Raw genomic sequence first — 20385 nt, 5'->3', positions numbered from 1 at the left:
GCAGGCTCAGGGCGAACAACTTTGTAGAAAACATCTTTTCCACATGTATGGCACTGCATAATCTCAGAATTAAAATCAACCCTTGGAACTATCATAACTAATTTACATAAACTCTATTAAAAAAGCATACAGAATTCTTTTCTCATATTATACCATACCACGATATGGATTTGTGCATTTTTCTGAACCTTTTGCACCATTTCCGTAGAGATGATGTGCACATCGTCTTTATCATGTGACATATACAAAATACACAATTTAATGCCGCAGGAAGTATTAAAAAGAGATGTGCCAATTACGGCACACCTCTTTTTCTATGCTTATCGTACACGTCACTTCTCCGGTGTATTGGCAAGCGTAGCCGTCAGGAAGTCGTAGAATTTAGATACGGATGCAATTTCACACTTCTCATCGGGCGTATGCGGACCTACCAGTGTGGGACCGAAAGAAATCATGTCCAAACCTGGGATCACCGCACCTATAATGCCACATTCCAGCCCTGCATGGATGACCTTCACTTCGGGAGCTGTACCAAACTGAGCCTGATAAGCCTCTTTCATCGCGTGAAGAATGGGTGAATTGACATTCGGCTCCCAACCCGAATAGCCGCCAGAACGTTCCACCCGCATACCTGCCATCGAGAAGCAGCTTTCGAGTGCCGTATTGCGGTAATCTTTCATCGACTCACGTGCACTGCGGGTCAATATCTTGACAGAAGCCTTCCCGCCTTTAACGTCTACGATAGCCAGATTGGATGAAGTCTCTACCGTATCGGGAATGGTCGGGATATATCGTTCCACACCGTTAGGGCAAGCATAAATAGCATCAACCAGATTATCGCGGATTTCTTCGGGAACCATGTATTCGGGCAAATCCACACGCTCTGCCTTAAACGACAAGCCATCCTCGATGGTGGCATATTCATCACGCCACACCTGTTCACACTCGCCCACATATGCCATCACATCATCTACCTCCTCTTCAGGCACCGTAATCACCACCTCACACTCACGCGGAATGGCATTACGCATATTTCCACCTTCCCACGACACAAGGCAAGCCTCATCATAGGCTATGACCTGATTCAGGAAACGAGCCATCAGTTTATTGGCATTGGCATGTCCCCAACCTATCTGAATGCCCGAATGTCCTCCGCGCAATCCTTTCAATGTCACTTTCAGAGCCACATCTGCAGGATCGGTCTTTTCTTCCTTATATTCCAAGGTTGCGGTCAGGTCCTCCCCTCCGGCGCATCCGATATACAATTCACCTTCTTCTTCCGAGTCCAGATTCAGCAAGATATCCCCTTCAATAGTTCCCGGCTTCAAGCCGAAAGCACCATACATGCCCGTTTCTTCATCTGCCGTAATCAAGGCAACCAGCGGACCGTGCTTCAAGGTTTTGTCTTCCATAACCGCCATGATAGCAGCCACCCCCATACCGTCATCAGCACCCAGCGTCGTACCTTTGGCACGCACCCAACCGTCTTCCACGTATGCCTGAATCGGGTCTTTCTCGAAATCGTGTTCGGTGTCCTTGTTCTTTTGAGGAACCATATCCATGTGTGCCTGCAAAATTACGGTCTTCCGGTTTTCCATACCTGGAGTGGCAGGCTTGCGATATATGATATTTCCAGCCTCATCCTGAAAAGATTCCACACCCACACTCTTGCCAAATTCCAACAAGAATGCCTGAATTTTCTCCAAATGTCCTGACGGACGAGGAACTTGTGTCAACGAATAGAAGTGCTTCCACACATTCTGTGGAGCAAGCGAAAGAATGTCACTCATAGATTTTAAGTTTTATGTTTATTTGTAAGCGGCAAAGCCACCAATCCGTAAATACCTAACAAAATTAATAAAAAGGTTTGAATTCCGTGTACCAGCAAAGCAAATATTCCGGCATCTTCCTTACTGACGCCATACATCATCATCATTGTTATCACAGCAAAATGCCACGGACCGGCACCGTTGGGCGTAGGGACAATCACGGCAATACTCCCCACTACAAACAATACCAGTCCTGCCATCCAACCCAAATGTGCCGAAAAGCCGAAACAATAAAAAGTCAAGTAAAAATGCAGGAAATAACATGCCCAAATGGCAACTGTATACAGAATATAAAGCCACGGACGATGTACGTTGCGGATAGAAAGACATCCCACCCATACATTCTGTATCAATCCTTTCATCCGGGCAAACACAGCCAAGTTACGCACCAGCCAATATGCCAACACAAGAGCAGCCGCTATGCAGAGCAAGGTAATATAAAAGTTGGTCGAAGTAAACAGATGGAGAAAAAAAGCCCCGTCGGTCCCAGTTATCCGGAAAAAACGGGCAAAGATACCTGACTGTAAAATCAAAGTCACCACCGTTATCAACACCACACACACCGAGTCGATAAGACGTTCGGATACGACTGTACCCAAAGATTTAGAGAAAGACACCTGGTCGAATTTCGACAAGATACCACAACGGGACACTTCTCCCACACGGGGAATCACCAGATTGGCAGCATACGATACGAATATGGCATACACACTGTTTGATGCTTTCGGATATTCGCCCAAAGGTGCCAAAGCCAAGTTCCATCTCCATCCGCGAAACACATGCGACAGCACTCCAAACACCAGCGAAAACAACATCCAACCATAATTCATACCATGCCCCAACACATAAGACACCTTCCGGAAGTCGAACCCATGATACGTCCATACCAAGATAGCCGCACCCAGAACCAAAGGCAAAACAATTTGCAAGACCTTATTTATAAGTTTTTTTATACCACTCTGTTCAATTTTACTCATGTATTTAAGATTAATGCTTAACTTTGCAATATGCAAAGATAATATCTTGCTCGAATAAAATCGTTATTTATAAAGAAAATACATACAGAATGAAGTCAGTCAGGCCAAAAAAATTTTTAGGGCAGCATTTTTTAAAAGATTTACAGATTGCCAGCGATATTGCCGACACGGTGGACACCTGTCCAGAATTGCCAATCCTGGAGGTAGGACCCGGCATGGGCGTATTAACCCAGTTCCTTGTCAGGAAAGGCAGACCGCTGAAAGTAGTAGAACTTGATTTCGAATCGGTCGCCTATTTACACAACAACTTCGCAGAGTTGGGCGACAATATCATCGAACAGGATTTTTTACAGATGGACTTGTCTAAACTGTTCGACGGGAACCCCTTTGTCCTGACGGGCAATTACCCTTACAACATATCCAGCCAGATATTCTTTAAGATGCTGGACAACAAAGACCTCATCCCCTGCTGCACCGGAATGATACAAAAAGAAGTGGCAGAACGCATCGCTGCATCACCAGGCAACAAGACATATGGCATCTTGAGTGTCCTGATTCAGGCATGGTACAAGGTAGAATACCTGTTCACGGTCCACGAACATGTGTTCAATCCGCCCCCCAAAGTGAAAAGTGCCGTCATACGCATGACACGCAATGACACGACACACCTGGGATGCAATGAAAAGCTGTTCAAACAAATCGTTAAGACGACATTCAATCAGCGGAGAAAGACATTGCGCAATTCCATCTCTACCATTTTAGACAAAAGTCATCCGCTCAGTGCCGATACAATATTCAACAAACGTCCCGAACAACTTTCGGTACAAGATTTTATCAGTCTGACCAACCGGGTGGAAGAAGCACTGGTTTCAATTGACAATCAACAATCAACAATTAATAATTAACAATTAACAATTAATAATTGGCAATTGAAAGAATCTGTGGTAACCCCAAAAACTTAAGAACTCAAAAACTTAAGAACTCAAAAACTTAAGAACCACCTCTAATATATATAAGGTATGGAAAACGAAGAAATAAAAAAAGTATCCGAACTGATTGAAAACAAAGAATCAGACAAGCTGAAAGAGCTCCTGAACGATTTGCACCCTGCCGATATTGCCGAATTGTGTGACGAACTGGATGCAGAAGAGGCACGTTCCATATACTTGTTATTAGACAATGAAAAGGCAGCCGACGTATTGATTGAAATGGACGAGGACGCCCGTAAACGTTTCCTCGAAATCCTGCCTTCAGAAACCATTGCCAAAAGGTTTGTCGACTATATGGACTCGGATGATGCAGTAGACATCATCCGTGATATGGACGAAGACAAACAGGAAGAAGTCCTTTCGCATATCGAAGACATCGAACAGGCAGGCGACATTGTCGATTTGCTGAAATACGATGAAGATACTGCCGGTGGTCTGATGGGTACCGAAATGGTCATCGTAAACGAAAACCTGAGTATGCCCGAATGCCTGCGCGAAATGCGCATTCAGGCAGAAGACATGGACGAAATCTATTATGTATATGTAGTAGATGACGATGAGCGCCTGCGCGGTGTATTCCCGCTGAAGAAAATGATTACCAGCCCTTCGGTGTCGAAAGTAAAACATGTGATGAAAAAAGATCCCATTTCGGTACATGTAGACACCCCCTTGGAAGAAGTGGTACAAGTCATTGAAAAATACGACCTGGTGGCTCTTCCGGTAGTCGACAGCATCGGCAGACTGGTAGGACGCATCACGGTCGATGACGTAATGGACGAGGTACGCGAACAAGCCGAACGTGACTACCAGTTGGCTTCCGGTCTGTCACAAGATGTCGAGTCACACGACAATGTATTTCGCCAAACCACAGCACGCCTGCCCTGGCTGCTGATTGGAATGTTGGGAGGAATCGGAAACTCAATGATTCTCGGCAACTTCGACACGACCTTTGCCGCCCATCCCGAAATGGCACTCTACATTCCATTGATAGGTGGTACAGGCGGAAATGTCGGTACCCAATCGTCCGCACTGGTCGTGCAAGGACTGGCAAACAGCTCTTTAGATGCAGGCAATACCTTCAAGCAAGTACTTAAAGAATCGGTAGTGGCACTCATCAACGCCACCATCATCTCCATGCTGGTATATATCTACAACTTCATCCGTTTCGGTGCCAGTGCCACAGTCAGCTATTCGGTATCCATCAGCCTGTTTGCCGTTGTGATGTTTGCTTCCATCTTCGGCACTCTGGTTCCCATGACTCTGGAAAAGCTGAAAATCGACCCTGCCATTGCTACCGGACCGTTTATTTCCATTACCAACGACATCATCGGAATGCTGATGTATATGGGTATCACCGTGCTTCTGGCATAAGAAAAAAGAAAAAAGTGAGGGTACACTTAAAAATAATTATCAAAAAAATATGAAAATCAGATTTTATTCTTTTAATTTGTAATTGGTGAAGAATTAAAACCAGATATTCTCTAAAATCTACATACGATGGAAGTAAACGAAACAAACCGCCCACTAACTGAAGTTCAGGAAAACAACGTACCTGAAACTTCGGTTCCCACTGTTGAATCTGTTGAATCAACCGACAAACCGGTGTATGCACCTAAGCAAACACAGGAAGAAGTGGTAGAACGTCTGACAGAAATCAACAAAGACGCCTGCAATGCAGACAAACAAGAAATCGATTTTTTAAAACAAACTTTTTACAAACTGCACAAAGCTGAACAAGACGCAGCGCGTAAAGCCTTTATTGATGAAGGCGGTAATGCGGATGACTTTGTCCCTGCCCCCGACCCGTGGGAAACAAGGTTCAAGGAAATCATGAGCTCCATCAAAGAAAAGCGAAGTGTTATGGCAGCCGAACTGGAACAGGAAAAAGAAGAAAACTTGCAGAAAAAGCTTGCCATCCTCGATAAGATGAAAGCACTGATTGAAACAACAGAAGACACTAGCAAGATATACAACGAGTTCAAGCAGCTTCAGCAGGAATGGAATGACATCAAGCAAGTACCCGTCGGCAAGGTGAACGAACTATGGAAATCATACCAACTCTATACCGAAAAGTTCTACGACATGGTGAAGCTGAATAACGAATTCCGTGAATACGACTTCAAGAAAAACCTGGAACAGAAAACCCACTTGTGCGAAGCTGCTGAGAAACTGGCAGAAGAGCCCGATGTAGTATCTGCTTTCCATCAGCTTCAGAAGTTGCATCAGGAGTTCCGCAACATCGGTCCCGTGGCAAAAGACTTGCGCGAAAGCATCTGGGCACGCTTCAAAGCTGCTTCTACTGCCGTAAACCGCCGTCATCAGCAACACTTCGAAATGCTGAAAGAAAAGGAGCAGAACAACCTCGACCAGAAGACGGTCATCTGCGAAATCGCTGAAGCGATGGAATACGACAAGCTGAAGACTTTTGCCGACTGGGAGAACAAAACACAAGAGATTCTTGCCTTGCAGGCAAAATGGAAAACCATCGGCTATGCACCGCAGAAAATGAACGTCAAAATATTCGAACGTTTCCGCGCTGCATGCGATGAGTTCTTCAAACGGAAAGCCGCCTTCTTCAAACAGATTAAGGAAAACATGGCAGAAAATCTGGAAAAGAAAAAAGCACTGTGCGAAAAGGCGGAAGCCTTGAAAGACAGTACCGACTGGAAACAGACCGCCGAAATCCTCACTCAATTGCAAAAGGAATGGAAAACCATCGGTCCGGTGGCAAAAAAACATTCGGATGCAGTATGGAAACGCTTCATCGGTGCCTGCGACTACTTCTTTGCACAGAAGAACAAAGCAACTTCTTCGCAACGCTCGGTAGAGATAGAAAACATGGCAAAGAAAGAAGAAATCATCAAGCAGCTGGCTGCTCTTGATGCTTCGGGTACTACCGATGACAATACGGCTGAACAGACACGCAGCCTGGTGAAAGAATGGAACTCCATCGGTCATGTACCTTTCAAGGAAAAAGACCGCCTGTACAACGAATTCCACAAGCTGGCTGATAAATTGTTTGACAAGCTGAACATCTCGGCATCCGAACGGAAACTGAGCGACTTCAAGTCGGGATTAGGCAAAGGGGATAACCTCTACCGCGACCGTGAAAAGCTGGTACGTACCTACGAAGGATTGAAAAGCGACATTCAAACCTACGAGAACAACCTGGGCTTCCTCTCTTCTGCATCAAAGAAGGGCAATACACTGGTAGCCGAGGTAACCCGAAAGATTGAACGCCTCAAAGGAGACATGGAACTGGTGCTGAAGAAAATCGAAGCCATTGACGAAAAGCTGAAAGAAGCGTAATATATTTGTAGTTCACCACAGATTACACAGATTAAAAAAAATTATTTTATCAATCCGTGTAATCTGTGGTGAATTATTGTTATCACCAGTTATCCGTACGGAACGGGAACAAAGGCAATTCACGGGTACCTGCCACATTTCCCGGTTGGAAATCACGGAAACAATAACGTACGGCTACCGGATTAGCCACCTTGTCGCAAGTTACTTTTATCTGAAGGTTGTTGTATACTTCCGCCTTGGCAGGATAAAACACCTTGTCGCTGCCTGCCACTTCAAAACCTTCCATATCACTCAGCCGGCTGAACCCGTCGGGCGCATCATTGAACGAAAGAATCACACTGCCGTCCTTCACCTCCATCGACTTATACGAAGGACCTGCCGACACAATACCTTTTACACCATACGTCTTTGCCAAAGCCATATAGGCAAGACGTTTTCCCACATCGATCTTGTTTTTCGGATGGATATTCTTTGCCTCATAAGGTTCCACCAGGTCATTGGTCGAAATCAATGCACTGTTCGGGATAATGGATTGCGCCTTAAACTGCTGTTCGCGCAGGAAAGCACTGCCCGTACCTTCGTAGGATCCGAACGGAGCAATCTCCACGAAATAGAACGGCAATTCGCCCAGTCCCCATTCGTTACGCCACAAGTCCACCATTGTCTTCAGGCGTTCGGCATAGTCGGGATGACCTACGTTCGATTCGCCCTGGTACCATAAGAATCCCTTGATGGTATAGTTCTGCAAGGGCTTCAACATCCCGTTGTACATAATAGTCGGGCTCATATAATGCCACCAGTCGTGCGGCTCCTCCTTGCGGATGTCCCGCTTCAGGTCGATGTCGGAATAATTCTTCACGATACTTGCCGGAAGCCACCCCTCCACCGTCGAGCCTCCCCAACTGCAATTGATGATACCGACAGGTACGTCAAGTACCCTGTTCATCATCATTGCAAAGTGGAATGCCGTAGCACTGAAAAAAGGCGCATTCTCCGGGTTGCTCACCTTCCATTTGCCCGGACAGGTCTCTACAGGTTCCAGTTGTCCGTTCTTTTCAACGGTTGCCACCCGTATGCCCTTCCATTGTGCCGCAGTGGCAATAGTCTCGTTCGCACCTTCTATAGGGCAGTTCCAGAAGCCGTTCAGCGGCATCTCCATATTCGATTGCCCCGAACAGAACCACACCTCACCTATCAGCACATTGTCCAGCTTCGTTTCTTCGCCATCCGAAAAAGTAATGATCTGCGCCTCATACGTAGCGGCAGGCGTCTGCACCTTGGCAAGCCATTTGCCGGCTGCATCGCTCTTTACCTTATATACCCGGTCACTCCACGATACCCGCACGCTTACCTCCGTATTCGGATTCGCCTTTCCCCATAACTTCACTTCAGTCTGTTGCTGAAGCACCATGTTGTCACTCATTATGTCGGGCAACGTAACTTTTGCCCACGTGCTTGTCTGCATAGCTGCCAGCAGACAAGCCATTACAATACTTTTTCTCATATTTATTACCAATTCATTAGTTCCTTCAGGTAAGCCGTAAGCTCGTTCGCCATTTTCTGTTGCTGGCGCATCGACGGATGCCAGTTGGCTCCATATCCCAACGAACCGGTCTGCGGCGACATGTCGAAACGGTACACCTCTGTGTCTCCAACCTCTTTGCGCTCTGCCACAACCTTGTCCATCGCCCGCTTCACATCTACTAACGGTTTTCCGCTCAGCATCGAGCCACTCAGCAGTACGAGTTTCGCATCCGGATAGATATCTCGCAGATGAGCCACGAATTTCCGGTATCCATCGGTCAGCAATGCGAAATCATACTTCCCGTCACCGGCATCATTGGTTCCCAAATTGATGCAGACCACATCGGGCGTGTACAGGCTATGGTTCCATAACTCTGTCGGGTCGGTAAACATCACCTGTTCGTACATCGCCGGCAGGCAATCCTTGCTTCCCGACGCAGGTGCTCCGAAATTACGGTAAATGCCGATGCCCGAACGTGCCACTACCAAGTGCTGTGCATTCAATGCACGCGCCGTGCGTGCCGCATACGTATAGAAATGGTTTTCCGTCTCGTAGGTGAAAGGGTCGTTCCGGTCGTCCGACTCTACGCCATAGCCGCACGTAATGGAATTGCCGATAAACTCAATGCGCCGTTCAGGCAAGGCGGGAGCCTCAGCCAGCGTACATCCCTTGTCCAGGTAAAAGCCCTTGAAGACCGGCTTCAGCTCGTACCCTTCCAAAACATACATGATGCGTGCCCGGTGCGTCCCTTCGGGCAAACCCTCGACAAGGGTCACAATAGAATCGTTCTTCGTAAAACCGATGCGGTAAGGCAACCCGTCGTCTATCTCCACCATAAAGTCTCCGCTGCCCGGCTTTGCCTTCATCTGCAACGAAGTGCCCTCGAAATCAGCATAGATGCTTACACCCGGATAAGTGAACGTGACCGCCTGCGGAATGCGGTGGCTGACACGTCCCATATAGACAATGCGTGCGTCATCGGCAGACACAAAAGCCTCATCCTCCTTGGGTATACCGGCAAAAGCGGACAAGCCGGAAAAGAAAGCCGGAATCATCCAGCCTAAAGCATAAATCATTCGTCTGTGTGTTTTCATCTTTCATGTATTTTTGCAAAGATAGCGAAGATTATCCACACACGCTAATAGAATCTTATCCAAATCTGCTCAAATCGTATCAAAAAGCTTCCGGTCCTTCATTTGTGCATTTTCTCACCACACAGATTAAAATAAACGAATATCCGCATTTTACCCAATTGCCATGTAGGGGCAGGATTTGCCTGCTCCTCGTACCATGCCATTTCCATAGAGACGGTGCGCACATCATCCTTGCATTTGATGGCATATCGGTAAGGAACATTTGGCTTTGCATGTAGCCTATATCTTTGTTTCAGGCGGCATACTTTTACGTTCTCGATATGGAAACCGTACGTTCTCGATATGGAAACCGTACGTTCTTGATATGGAAACCGTACGGTTTTCATATGAAAACCATAAAAGGAAGCCGCTTGAAACGATAATGTAATCCAAATGCGGAAACAATTGTTCCGGGAAAAATGCACAAACCTATGCCGTGCATGGTATAATCAAATATGAATGTACGCATTTCACCAATAAGAAGTTATTTCAGGAACCTTTTCATACCATTGGCATTTTGCGGAATTAATCAAAAAATGACAAGTTTATGACCGTGCGAAGCATAGAACCCTTTCGATTGTCCATCGAAATGCGTACCTTTGCCTCCCGTAAGGAAACAAAGCGGCATGAAGAAATTGCTTTATTGGGCGATATGGCTGATAGGAATCACCGCCTGCGTGAATCCCAAAGGCAAGGAGGTGCTGGCGGAAGCCGAGAGGCTGATGCAGGCATCTCCCGATTCGGCTTTGCTTGTATTGGAACAGGCAAAGAAAGAAGCGGCTACCTATTCGCGCCGCAACCGCATGCGCTACCTGCTGCTTCGAGCCGAGGCGATGAACAAGGCTTACCTTCCGTTGGATAGCATTACGTATATGAATGAAGTGCTCGACTATTTCCTCTCGCATGGCAATCGGGACGAGCGGATGCGTGCCTGCTACCTGATGGGAAGCGTCTGGCGTGACCGGGGAAATAGCCCACTTGCCCTGCAATACTATCGCGATGCCATTGGTGAAGCGGATACAACGGAAACCGATTGCGACTATGCGCAGGTAAGCCGCATCTATGCGCAAATGGCACTGTTATTCGACAGGCAACGTTATCCGCAGATGGAATTGGAGCAATGGAAACAAGCCATGCGTTATGCCCTGTTGGCAAAAGATACGCTGATGTATATCCAGTGTCAAGATTATATAAGTGGCGCTTATTTCCTTTTAAGCAAAGAAGATTCGGTCGTGTATTTTACTCAACAAGCTTACCGTAATTATTCGAAATATGGCAGGAAGGATTGGGCTGCCGCCACTCAAATCGTTATGGCAGACTATTACTTGAGGTATGACAGCCTTGATAAAGCCAAACAGGCATTGGACGAATACCGGAACAACTCGGGCTTTTTTGAGAGCGACGGAAATGTCTCTTCGGGATATGAAATCTTCTATTATTACATAGGAGAATATTACGAGAAGATGGCACGATTGGATTCGGCTGTTTTCTATTATCGGAAACTGCTGAATTATCCGGCTGATATAATGAATGCGGAAAGCGGGTATAAGGGTTTGATGTCGGTCTATACCCGGATGCATGAGGTCGATTCGGTGGCTAAATATGCTCATCTGTTTGCCAATGCCAACGATACGGCAAATCTTCGCAACTCAGCCCATGAAATCAGCCGTACGCAAGCCTTGTACGATTATTCCGAAAGCCAGCGGATAGCGGTAGAGAAATCGGAGGAAAACCAAAGGCTATGGCTGGGGCTTTGTGCCTGCTTTGTGATGTTGTCGTTTGGAGGAACTGGAATTTATTTGTATGAGCGGAAACAAAAAACGACCCGTATGCTTGCAAACCGGAAGTACACCGACCTGATGATGCAATACCATCAGGCTACGGAAGAATTGCAAAGTATCCGTTCCAACAAACAACAATTCCAGCAACAGAAAGAACAGGAAATCGAAAAGCTCCAGCAGATGCTTGCCGTTTACCAGGAACATACCCATGCCGGTCAATGGGAATTGGAGCAAAGCCTCTTGCAACATGACATTGTCAAGCGTATGCACCAACATGCTTACAAGCTGGCAGTACCTTCGGATGCCGAATGGAATGACTTGCAAGGCGTGGTGGAAAAATCCTTGCCGGAGTTTTATGCCAAGCTGAGTGCTAACGAAGCTCAACTGACTGACCAAGAGTGGAAAGTCTGCCTGTTGGTAAAGCTGAACTTTATTCCTTCCGAACTTACCGTTTTGCTTAATCTCAGTAAGCAACGTGTCACCAATATCCGCACACGTCTGAATCAAAAATTGTTCGGCGAAAGCGGAAGCCGGACTTTCGATGCCAATCTTCATAAGCTATAGTGCAGAAGAGTACTAAATGTACTTTTATTCAATCATCTTATATTCAATTGTTTAAACTTTCCTATCATCGGTTGTGTACTAAGTGTACTCATTTTCTTTGACAGGTTTCTGTTTTATTCTTATGTTTGCGGTGTAATTTTAAAAACGTAAAGAATATGAATAGATTTTCTTTCTTTTTGTTATTAATGCTACTGCTTTCTTCACAAAGCATAAACGCTGGTAGCACATCAGGTGGGATGCCGATAGAAATTTATGCAAGTTTTACGAAACCTCATTCAGCTAAAGGTCATATCATGAGGTCTCCTGCTAAAGTTCCTGATGTATATTTAAAGGATTACCTTGTAACGTTTGATGCTTTCAGCAGTGCTTGTACGTTAGAATTGGTAGATACTGAAACGAATGAAACCGTTTACAACCAGGTTATCCGTGCCGGAGGTACATCTTGCCTGTTGCCTTCTACGCTGAAAGGACGTTACCTTATCCGATTCGTCTCTGAAAGCGTAGCTTATTGGGGATACATTGATTTATAAAAAGAACATAATAAAGTCGACTTATTATATTCCAGACCAAACTGGTAAAAAGGAGCGGAAACCGAAAAGCTTATAGAGTAAGCAAACAAATACACTCAAAAAACTAAATGAAATATGAAAATTAAATTAGTATTTTTATGTATAGTAGTAATTATGTTAAATGCTTGTTCTGTAGAGGATAGTGCAAATGAAAATTATAATCAAGGATTTCCAGAAGCCCAAGCATTTATATCGGAAATGACAGTTGATGAAAACGATGCGAGTCGAAGTAACGATGTTAAGTCTTTTAAAATCAGTTTCCGAGATTCTATTTCGGGATTTTCCTACGGTTACAATCTTTTATGCTATGACACAGATAAATATGGTGCAGATTTTAATGACGATAATATTCCTGAATTAATAATGGTGTCCCAAGGCAATAAGATTGTCGGACAAATGAATGGTTATACAAATGTCCTGCATATTACCCGAGAAAATAAAGATGGATATATTCTTTATTCATTTCAAGAAGAAACTCCTCAAACTCGTGTAACATACACTCATCTTTCTTGGTGGGGATGTGTCACTCGTTTGGTCTCAACACCTGAAGTATCTTTTACAGGAATGTTTACTAGCAGCATTGCTATGGCTGGGGCTTTAGCCATCATATGTTTAGATGATAACAATCGTTGGGATGTAATCGAATGAGTAAAAGCAAAATGATAGGCTGGAGCATATTGGTGCTATATGGAATCTCATTATTTGTCCTATTCCATTGCCATTTACTGACGGAAAAGATGAAAGACTTATTTACTATATATGTCTTTAGTATTCCTACTATAGCGTGGTATCTGATAGGAAGAAGTAAACACAAAGAATAATACAGTCAACTTATTATATTCCAGACCAGACTGGTAAAAAGGAGCGGAAACCGAAAAGCTTATAGAGTAGGTACATTTTGTGAATTATCATAACGTGAGTTCGATATAATTCAAAACATCGTAAGCTGCCCGTCTTTGACAAAATACAGGTCAATGGCGGGCTTCTTTTCAAAAAAGCAGTATGCTGCAATAGCAGAAAGTGAATTGGCAATGAAGTTGTTGAAGGAGCGGTGTCTGGAGTGTTCAATCTGTGCAATATTTTTCAACTCATCATTGACCGTTTCTATTAAAGCCCGCTTTCTCAACAGGATTTTGTCCGCTACACTACTCATCAGAGAATTCTTCATATTGTTCTTCACTTTGGTTATCAGCTGTATTCCGTTAAGGAAAAGGTTCTCGAACAAAGCCTGCCCGATGTATCCTTTGTCCGCACACAGTTTGCCCTTTATGTTTTTCAGGAACTTTTCCTGTTTCAACGGCTCACGGTCATCCACATTTCCCGGCGTGAACATGAAATTGAGGATTTCCCCTTTGTCGTTGATAATCAAATGCAGTTTGAAGCCGAAAAACCATCCCATGGAACATTTCCCACGCTCCGCAAGACCCTCAAATGTCTTGTGAATCAATATGCGCTGGTTCCGGCATACACGCAGCGGAGCGGAATCCACAAAACTGATGCCAGTACAGGTACCCAGCAGGACCTCCTTGATGAAGACGGTAAGCAGCAACAGGACTTCTTTCTCCAGTTCCACAAAACGGTTATAGGACACACATTGGGGGAAGAGGTGTATCAGATGTTTGCAGATATATTCCTTGTAATAATGCTTGAAACACCGGAAACCTCCTGAGTGGAACAGAATCAGGATGACCATGATTCCCGCATCGTTCATCCGGTTCGGCTTGTTCCGATGCCTGTGATTCTTGTCTTCAACCATATATTTTTCCTGAACTTTGGCAAATTCCTTGCAAAAATCATCCGCCATACAATAAATCTCCGTAACTTTAGCCGCTGAGAACATAGTGGTAATCGTTTAAATGTTATAACTTGATACTTTAAATTTAATGATTTTACCGCTATGTTCCTAATTTTCAAATGAATAATTTTATTCCTTATATCGAACTCACGTTATCATATTATGGATAAAGAAACTAAAATCCCAAAATTATCAAAGGATGAAGCAGGCAAACTGCGTGGCGGCTTTTCAATTGAATCTGCCAAAGTAGAAACAATGCTTGAGTTGTCGGATGCTGCCTGTTTGTACGATATGCTTTCAACAACGAAGTGAATCGGTGAACGGTTCTTGCCCAATCCCTCGTGTTTATGAAAATGCTACAATCAATATCCGTAAATATTTTTACGACGTGATTGCATTGAAGCATCAAGCAGCAACATAATCATTTTGACAAAACAGAAGTATATAGTCGTTTTTCTCTAACAAAAGGACGTGTAAAATCAAGAAAAAGATTAAATTTGCAGATAAAAGCATCTGAAAATAATTTGTTGCATGAAGCGGTATTTATTACTAATTTTATTATGTGTTTGTTCGATGTGCCGGATGATGGCACAAGATATGATTTCAGGGAAGGTAGTAGACGAAAATAGGAATCCGTTGCCTTATGTGAGCGTTGTCCTTCAGCATGTACAAGATTCATCGTATGTCTGTGGAGTCACCTCGGATACGGAAGGGGTGTTCCGTTTACCGGTTCAGCCAGATAGGGAATATGCATTATTGGTATCCTATATCGGTTATACCACAGTCCGTAAAACCTGCAAGGCGGGCAACCTCGGAACGATTATGATGAAGAAAGATGCCTTGATGCTGGAGGAAGTGAATGTCATCGCTTCAAGAATCCGCCACAATGCGAATGGCTATACCGTTAATCTCCGTTCTTCGGATATAGTGAAAGGCAAGCAGTCTGCCGATGCTTTGGCATTTCTTCCAGGGATAACCAAAGAAGATAACAGTTATAAAATCAACGGGCTTCCTGTAAGTGAGATTTATGTGGACGGTATAAAACTTGCCAATATGGATGAACTGAAAAATCTCCCGGCGGATATGATTGAGCGGGTGAAAGTGAACTATCTGGCAGGGAGCAATCAGAATGCGGCTTTGACAGGAGGAACGATTGATATTTCCCTCCGCCAGCCGCCACAAGGAGGATATTACGGCTCTCTGAGCGGAGGAGCCACATTTTATCCCGACTACGGATTCAGTAATGAGAACGTAGGCGGTGTAATCCGTTACCGTTATAAGAATCTGAATGTTTATGATAACCTTTCCTTGAATTTCAATCAGCAGGAAGAAACAGCTGACCAAACCGTATGGAACCAGTCGACCGATTTGCGTACGCAAATTGATGAAGAGACAAAATACCGGGGACACAACATCAACAACCGTTTAAGCCTTACCCAACAGATAAACGGGAACCACTCTCTTGGCGCCAGCTACTATGTGGCGACAAACCGGCTTAAGGCATCTTCACTTACCATTGGCAGCCAGGAAAACGCCATCCGCCCGGCTATCGAAAGTAAAGACAATTACCTTGATCAGGAAGCGACCTTAAAACATACTGCCAAACTTAGCCGGAGAGGAACAACACTGGATATAACAGGCGACTATTTTAACCGCCAGTCGGATAACCGTACAGGCTATTCGTATGGCGACAACACATCAGATGTGTCGGAGGATGAATCTTCACTGGATATGTATAAACTTTCGGTTGACGTGACCGACCCTCGCAGCCAGAAGCTGGTATGGAAATATGGTGCGTCCGTGCACTATATTGTCTCTGATTATCATCCTGCTATCGGTGTTTCTAATCAAACAGACCGTTTCCAGACAAGCCAAACCGCAACAACGACAAAAGGGCTGACTCCGTTGGCGTATGTGTCCGCCATGGGGCAAATCTGGAAAATCAATTACAGTATAGGCGTGAACTGGCAATTGAATGAAATCAAATATAAAACGTCGGATGATGGAATAGAGTCATCGGATACACAATGGGGGATTAATCCGACCGTACAGCTGATGATGCCGTTGGATAAGAAAGGTGAGTATATGTTGATGCTGAATTATAAGCGTACCCTTGACGACATCCCGTATGCGGCGATTTCATCTACAGTCCGCTGGAGTGACCCGTACAATTATACGGTTGGCAATCCCGACTTGAAAGCCCCTACGGCGGATATGCTTATCGCCGGTGCCTCTTTGTTCCGCAATTTGCTGAACCTGACAGCGGTGTATTCGCATACGAAGGACAACATTTATTGGGAAACCAGACAAAGTCCGGGCGCATCTGATGTGTTTTATACAATTCCGGTGAATCTTCCATCGGCAGATTTCTATGGCACAGGAGCGGAACTGAATCTGAATCCGGTCAAGCCGTGGAGGATGAAAGCATCCGGTCGTCTGGAAATCCATCCGGAAGATATTACATTAAACGGTGTCTACTATGGGAAAACAAGACTTCGCCAGTATTATGCCATATACAACACCTTTGCCTTCAATCACGGCTGGGGCGGCATGTTGAACCTGATATGCGAGCCGACTTTCAAGACATACGACCGTACTTACCATACTATCTATAATATCGGCGGGCAGGTTTATAAAACGATGTGTAAAGATAAGCTGCAATTGACTTTCATGTTCAATGCTCTTGGCGACCGCCGCAAATATGACCGCTATGCCAACGGCAATAAGGTGACCTACGATTTTACTACGCCTGTGCAGTATGTAGGCGTTTCGCTTATATGGAGATTTTCAGGAGGCAAGCAGGTGAATGTAAATGCGATAGAAAGCGGTTCGCAGAACTTTAAGGAAATAAAGGACGTTATTAGATAGAGTAATGGCTCGGTTTCACTTTATAAAACAACATGATGCCATGCAATGTGGAGTAGCATGCCTCCAAATGATTTGTAGGTATTATAAAAAGATATATTCCACTGATACATTGCATCAATATTGTTTTGCAACCAATGAAGGCGTATCTTTATTGGGTATCAGTGAAGCTGCCAAGAAATTAGGGTTACGTACTGTTTGTGGACGTATTACTGTGAATCAGTTGAATGCCTCATCGCTTCCCTGCATCCTCCACTGGAACCAGAACCATTTCGTGGTATTATATAAAATAAGGAGAGGGAAAACCTTCTATATCGCCGACCCTGGCAAAGGGAAAATCAAATACAACCGGGAGGAGTTCAGGCGGCACTGGATAAGCACTACCTCGCAAGGGGAAGAAAAAGGAGTCGCCATGTTCCTGGAACCTACCCCGGAATTTGGCAAGCTGAAAGGGGAAGAGGCGGAAGGCATACACTCGTTCCGCTTCCTTCTTGGTTACCTGAAGCAATACCGCCGGTGCTTCGTGCAGATTGCCTTGGGACTGCTGGTAGGGAGCCTGCTGCAACTCATCCTGCCTTTCCTTACGCAAGCGATCGTTGACTTGGGCATCAAGCACCAAGATATCAAGTTGATTTTAGGGACTAGGTACTAGTTGACTAGGTACTAGGGACTAGGGACTAGGTTTCAAATAGCTTTGTTAACGGAAACCTTAGTATTTGAAACCTAGTCAACTAGTCCCCTAGTCCCTAGTCACCTAAAAAACTTAAAAACTCAAAAACTTAAAAACTCAAAACATGACCGACAAACGCATTGAACTCCGCTCGGAAAAAGTACGCCGCATCATCGGCACCATCCCTCCGGCATTGGTACGCTGGAACATCACTGTATTGATTGTCATTCTGTCCGTTCTGATTGCGGCAGTATGCTGCATACCTTATCCCTACGGGGAAGGAGAAAGCATCCTGCGGCATATACTCGGTTGCTTATAAGCCATTTCAGGAAGGAAAGGAAATATCAACAGAAATACTTGCTTTTATAGAATAACCCAAGCATGATGTTTCAATTCTTTTTCTCTATGTTACATCCAATAAACCCCATGTAACAAATGCATACATTATGCTTCCTTGTGTACTAAATGTACTTGGTTTCCTTCAGTGTATTTACGTATTTGTTATATATTTGCGGTATCAATCACCAATAAAACTTATCTATTATGGAAAATCATAACATTCATAACATTTTATTCTGCTTTCATCTGTGCATACTGATAGGTGCCCTATTGCCTATCCCGTTCGGCAACATCTTACTTCCCTGGTTCTACTGGCTGTATAAAGGCGGCAGAAAGAACAGAGAAATATCAGGACAAGCATGCAGGGCATTGAATTTCCAATTCCTGTGCGGATGTCTCGTTTTCGTTTATGCCATCATTGCCTGGACGAGCTTCATCAATATGATGGCAAGCGGGAATAAGCCCGATTATGTCTGGCTGGCACCCATCGTATGTTTCTACACCGCTGCAAGCGTGTTGTATCCTTTCTTCATTCTGGTTTATATGAACATCACTAGAAAAAGCAGACAGTTTTATCCGAAAACAATCTATTTGTTCAAATAACCGGCTGATGACCAGATACTGAAAGATTTCTGACTAGAGCCTGCTACAAATCCACGGGAATGTCTATCTTTGCAAAAAAACGTGCGACAATGAACATGACCGAACTGCAAAATGTTACCTCCCGATTTCCTCAGATAAAAGAGATAAAGGGCATCCAGGCTTTACAATCCGGACTGATTAACCGGACTTACCTTGTCGAGACAAATGGTCCGGACAACTATATACTTCAGCAAATCAACCACCACGTATTCACCAATGTGGAATTGCTGCAACACAACATCGAATGTGTGACCCGGCATATCCGAGCCAAACTGATAGCACGCGGAGAACCGGACATCGAACGGAAAGTATTGCATTTCCTGCCTACCACGGAAGGAAAGACCTATCACTTCGACGGGACGCACTACTGGCGAACCTGTGTGTATATCCGCGATTCGTACACACAAACCAAGGTGACACCGGATACAGCCTATCTGGTAGGGCTGAAATTCGGAGAGTTCGAAGCGATGCTTGCCGACCTGCCCGAGAAGCTGGAAGAAACCATCCCCGACTTCCACAATATGGAATTCCGGATGCAGCAGTTAAGAGAAGCCATAAGAACGGACCAGGCAGGACGGAAGGGAAAAGTGCAGGATTTGATAGACGCACTGGAACGGGATGCCGATGACATGTGTGCTGCCGAACGGCTGTACCGTGCCGGCAAATTGCCTAAACGGATTTGCCATTGCGATACGAAGGTAAGCAATATGCTGTTCGATGCGGAAGGCAAGGTGCTCTGCATCATCGACCTGGACACGGTGATGCCCTCATTCGTGTTTTCCGACTTCGGCGACTTCCTGCGCACTGCCGCCAGCACGGCTGCCGAAGATGAACCAGACACGGAGAAAATACATTTCAACATGAATATTTTCCGGACTTTCACCCGCGGATATCTTGAATCGGCAAGCGCATTCCTCACACCGCTCGAAATAGAAATGCTGCCCTATGCCGTCCGCCTCTTCCCCTATATGCAGGCGGTACGGTTCCTGACCGATTACCTCAACGGGGACACGTATTACCAAACTGCCTGTCCTGAACACAATTACGTCCGCACACGGGCGCAATACAAGCTGTACCAAGAAACATGCAAGGCTGTTCCCGATATGCAACAATACATCTCACAGCAAATGAAAAACCCTTTAAGAGAAAACGCAGATTAACACGGATTTCCGCAGATTATTTTTACAGACTATTATCAGACTTACGATTTGATTTCAGCCGCATTTCTCAGAAGCTGTTTTGAATTTATCGTGCGATGATTTGGGATGAGTTTTTGAGACATTTTCGCTTCTGTGATGAGGAAGATAGCGGGCTATCTGACGAAGAACAGGAGCGAAAAGGACCAAAAAATCGCCCAAAGCACACACGAAAACGGATACATCAAGCCAAGAAAAACTT

17 protein-coding genes and 1 pseudogene are annotated in these 20385 nt (G+C 44.9%); 12 read left to right on the top strand and 6 right to left on the bottom strand.

Translation table 11 applies throughout. From position 1 onward, the window contains the following. Nucleotides 1-332: 332 nt before the first annotated feature. Both B5F25_RS18455 and B5F25_RS18450 read right to left on the bottom strand, forming a co-directional pair. The gene (locus B5F25_RS18455) at nt 333-1790 is read right to left on the bottom strand and encodes an aminoacyl-histidine dipeptidase (protein ID WP_087207744.1); all 1458 of its coding nucleotides are present in this window, start codon (nt 1788-1790) and stop codon (nt 333-335) included. A 5-nt stretch (nt 1791-1795) separates the two neighbouring features. Then, nucleotides 1796-2797, bottom strand: a complete 1002-nt coding sequence (locus B5F25_RS18450) for a lysylphosphatidylglycerol synthase transmembrane domain-containing protein (protein ID WP_087207780.1) — start codon at nt 2795-2797, stop codon at nt 1796-1798. 98 nt (nt 2798-2895) lie between these two features. On the opposite strand from B5F25_RS18450, the gene rsmA reads away from it, so the two are divergent. From rsmA to B5F25_RS18435, 3 genes are all read left to right on the top strand, one after another. Continuing rightward, complete coding sequence (gene rsmA, locus B5F25_RS18445) at nt 2896-3711, top strand: 16S rRNA (adenine(1518)-N(6)/adenine(1519)-N(6))-dimethyltransferase RsmA (protein ID WP_087251358.1); 816 nt, start codon at nt 2896-2898, stop codon at nt 3709-3711. Between the two features lie 114 nt (nt 3712-3825). Then, the gene (mgtE, locus tag B5F25_RS18440) at nt 3826-5166 is read left to right on the top strand and encodes a magnesium transporter (protein ID WP_022041083.1); all 1341 of its coding nucleotides are present in this window, start codon (nt 3826-3828) and stop codon (nt 5164-5166) included. A 126-nt stretch (nt 5167-5292) separates the two neighbouring features. After that, nucleotides 5293-7104, top strand: coding sequence for a DUF349 domain-containing protein (locus B5F25_RS18435; protein WP_022041084.1), 1812 nt, complete (start codon nt 5293-5295; stop codon nt 7102-7104). An 82-nt stretch (nt 7105-7186) separates the two neighbouring features. Here B5F25_RS18435 and B5F25_RS18430 read toward each other — a convergent pair whose 3' ends face one another. From B5F25_RS18430 to B5F25_RS18420, 3 genes are all read right to left on the bottom strand, one after another. Further along, nucleotides 7187-8608, bottom strand: coding sequence for a sialate O-acetylesterase (locus tag B5F25_RS18430; RefSeq protein WP_087251356.1), 1422 nt, complete (start codon nt 8606-8608; stop codon nt 7187-7189). Between the two features lie 5 nt (nt 8609-8613). Continuing rightward, nucleotides 8614-9723 (bottom strand): SGNH/GDSL hydrolase family protein, encoded by a 1110-nt coding sequence (locus B5F25_RS18425; RefSeq protein ID WP_087251354.1) that lies wholly within the window; start codon nt 9721-9723, stop codon nt 8614-8616. Between the two features lie 98 nt (nt 9724-9821). After that, nucleotides 9822-10109: a hypothetical protein gene (locus B5F25_RS18420; protein ID WP_087251352.1), complete on the bottom strand. Its 288-nt coding sequence runs from the start codon at nt 10107-10109 to the stop codon at nt 9822-9824. A 279-nt stretch (nt 10110-10388) separates the two neighbouring features. On the opposite strand from B5F25_RS18420, the gene B5F25_RS18415 reads away from it, so the two are divergent. The 3 genes from B5F25_RS18415 (at nt 10389) to B5F25_RS18405 (ending at nt 13324) form a co-directional block, all read left to right on the top strand. Next, a complete protein-coding gene (locus tag B5F25_RS18415) occupies nt 10389-12107 on the top strand; it encodes a hypothetical protein (RefSeq protein WP_087251349.1) in 1719 nt (572 codons plus the stop codon). A gap of 293 nt (nt 12108-12400) precedes the next feature. Continuing rightward, the gene (locus B5F25_RS18410) at nt 12401-12637 is read left to right on the top strand and encodes a hypothetical protein (protein WP_140406980.1); all 237 of its coding nucleotides are present in this window, start codon (nt 12401-12403) and stop codon (nt 12635-12637) included. A 114-nt stretch (nt 12638-12751) separates the two neighbouring features. Then, complete coding sequence (locus B5F25_RS18405; RefSeq protein WP_087251344.1) at nt 12752-13324, top strand: hypothetical protein; 573 nt, start codon at nt 12752-12754, stop codon at nt 13322-13324. A 283-nt stretch (nt 13325-13607) separates the two neighbouring features. Here the strand turns inward: B5F25_RS18405 and B5F25_RS18400 are convergent, their stop codons facing one another. Further along, nucleotides 13608-14516 (bottom strand): IS982 family transposase, encoded by a 909-nt coding sequence (locus tag B5F25_RS18400; RefSeq protein WP_087251341.1) that lies wholly within the window; start codon nt 14514-14516, stop codon nt 13608-13610. A 117-nt stretch (nt 14517-14633) separates the two neighbouring features. On the opposite strand from B5F25_RS18400, the gene B5F25_RS21995 reads away from it, so the two are divergent. From B5F25_RS21995 to B5F25_RS18375, 6 genes and pseudogenes are all read left to right on the top strand, one after another. Further along, nucleotides 14634-14783 (top strand): hypothetical protein, encoded by a 150-nt coding sequence (locus tag B5F25_RS21995; protein WP_158100058.1) that lies wholly within the window; start codon nt 14634-14636, stop codon nt 14781-14783. 285 nt (nt 14784-15068) lie between these two features. Beyond that, entirely contained in the window at nt 15069-17339 is a 2271-nt protein-coding gene (locus B5F25_RS18395) for an outer membrane beta-barrel family protein (protein WP_158100057.1), read from the top strand. 4 nt (nt 17340-17343) lie between these two features. Beyond that, nucleotides 17344-17961: pseudogene (locus B5F25_RS18390) on the top strand (cysteine peptidase family C39 domain-containing protein); the annotation flags it as partial. Between the two features lie 169 nt (nt 17962-18130). Further along, nucleotides 18131-18325 (top strand): hypothetical protein, encoded by a 195-nt coding sequence (locus tag B5F25_RS18385; RefSeq protein ID WP_087251337.1) that lies wholly within the window; start codon nt 18131-18133, stop codon nt 18323-18325. A 224-nt stretch (nt 18326-18549) separates the two neighbouring features. Beyond that, a complete protein-coding gene (locus B5F25_RS18380) occupies nt 18550-18948 on the top strand; it encodes a DUF4870 domain-containing protein (protein WP_087251336.1) in 399 nt (132 codons plus the stop codon). A gap of 95 nt (nt 18949-19043) precedes the next feature. After that, nucleotides 19044-20147, top strand: coding sequence for an aminoglycoside phosphotransferase family protein (locus B5F25_RS18375; protein ID WP_087251361.1), 1104 nt, complete (start codon nt 19044-19046; stop codon nt 20145-20147). Nucleotides 20148-20385: the final 238 nt, after the last annotated feature.

The organism is Bacteroides sp. An19, from assembly GCF_002160215.1.
In the GTDB taxonomy this organism is placed as follows: Bacteria; Bacteroidota; Bacteroidia; order Bacteroidales; family Bacteroidaceae; genus Phocaeicola; species Phocaeicola intestinalis.
Note: the sequence above shows the minus strand (reverse complement) of the source record. Positions and strands in the feature narration are given on the sequence as shown.

What these genes read in the sequence shown, in the direction of transcription:
- B5F25_RS18380 (WP_087251336.1), top strand. Translation starts at nt 18,550, where the DNA reads ATGGAAAATCATAACATTCATAACATTTTATTCTGCTTTCATCTGTGC.
- B5F25_RS18410 (WP_140406980.1), top strand. Translation starts at nt 12,401, where the DNA reads ATGAGGTCTCCTGCTAAAGTTCCTGATGTATATTTAAAGGATTACCTT.
- B5F25_RS18455 (WP_087207744.1), bottom strand. Translation starts at nt 1,790, where the DNA reads ATGAGTGACATTCTTTCGCTTGCTCCACAGAATGTGTGGAAGCACTTC.
- B5F25_RS18385 (WP_087251337.1), top strand. Translation starts at nt 18,131, where the DNA reads ATGACCGACAAACGCATTGAACTCCGCTCGGAAAAAGTACGCCGCATC.
- B5F25_RS18405 (WP_087251344.1), top strand. Translation starts at nt 12,752, where the DNA reads ATGAAAATTAAATTAGTATTTTTATGTATAGTAGTAATTATGTTAAAT.
- B5F25_RS18420 (WP_087251352.1), bottom strand. Translation starts at nt 10,109, where the DNA reads ATGAAAACCGTACGGTTTCCATATCAAGAACGTACGGTTTCCATATCG.
- B5F25_RS18375 (WP_087251361.1), top strand. Translation starts at nt 19,044, where the DNA reads ATGACCGAACTGCAAAATGTTACCTCCCGATTTCCTCAGATAAAAGAG.
- B5F25_RS18415 (WP_087251349.1), top strand. Translation starts at nt 10,389, where the DNA reads ATGAAGAAATTGCTTTATTGGGCGATATGGCTGATAGGAATCACCGCC.
- B5F25_RS18425 (WP_087251354.1), bottom strand. Translation starts at nt 9,723, where the DNA reads ATGAAAACACACAGACGAATGATTTATGCTTTAGGCTGGATGATTCCG.
- rsmA (WP_087251358.1), top strand. Translation starts at nt 2,896, where the DNA reads ATGAAGTCAGTCAGGCCAAAAAAATTTTTAGGGCAGCATTTTTTAAAA.
- B5F25_RS18395 (WP_158100057.1), top strand. Translation starts at nt 15,069, where the DNA reads ATGATTTCAGGGAAGGTAGTAGACGAAAATAGGAATCCGTTGCCTTAT.
- mgtE (WP_022041083.1), top strand. Translation starts at nt 3,826, where the DNA reads ATGGAAAACGAAGAAATAAAAAAAGTATCCGAACTGATTGAAAACAAA.
- B5F25_RS18400 (WP_087251341.1), bottom strand. Translation starts at nt 14,516, where the DNA reads ATGTTCTCAGCGGCTAAAGTTACGGAGATTTATTGTATGGCGGATGAT.
- B5F25_RS18435 (WP_022041084.1), top strand. Translation starts at nt 5,293, where the DNA reads ATGGAAGTAAACGAAACAAACCGCCCACTAACTGAAGTTCAGGAAAAC.
- B5F25_RS21995 (WP_158100058.1), top strand. Translation starts at nt 14,634, where the DNA reads ATGGATAAAGAAACTAAAATCCCAAAATTATCAAAGGATGAAGCAGGC.
- B5F25_RS18430 (WP_087251356.1), bottom strand. Translation starts at nt 8,608, where the DNA reads ATGAGAAAAAGTATTGTAATGGCTTGTCTGCTGGCAGCTATGCAGACA.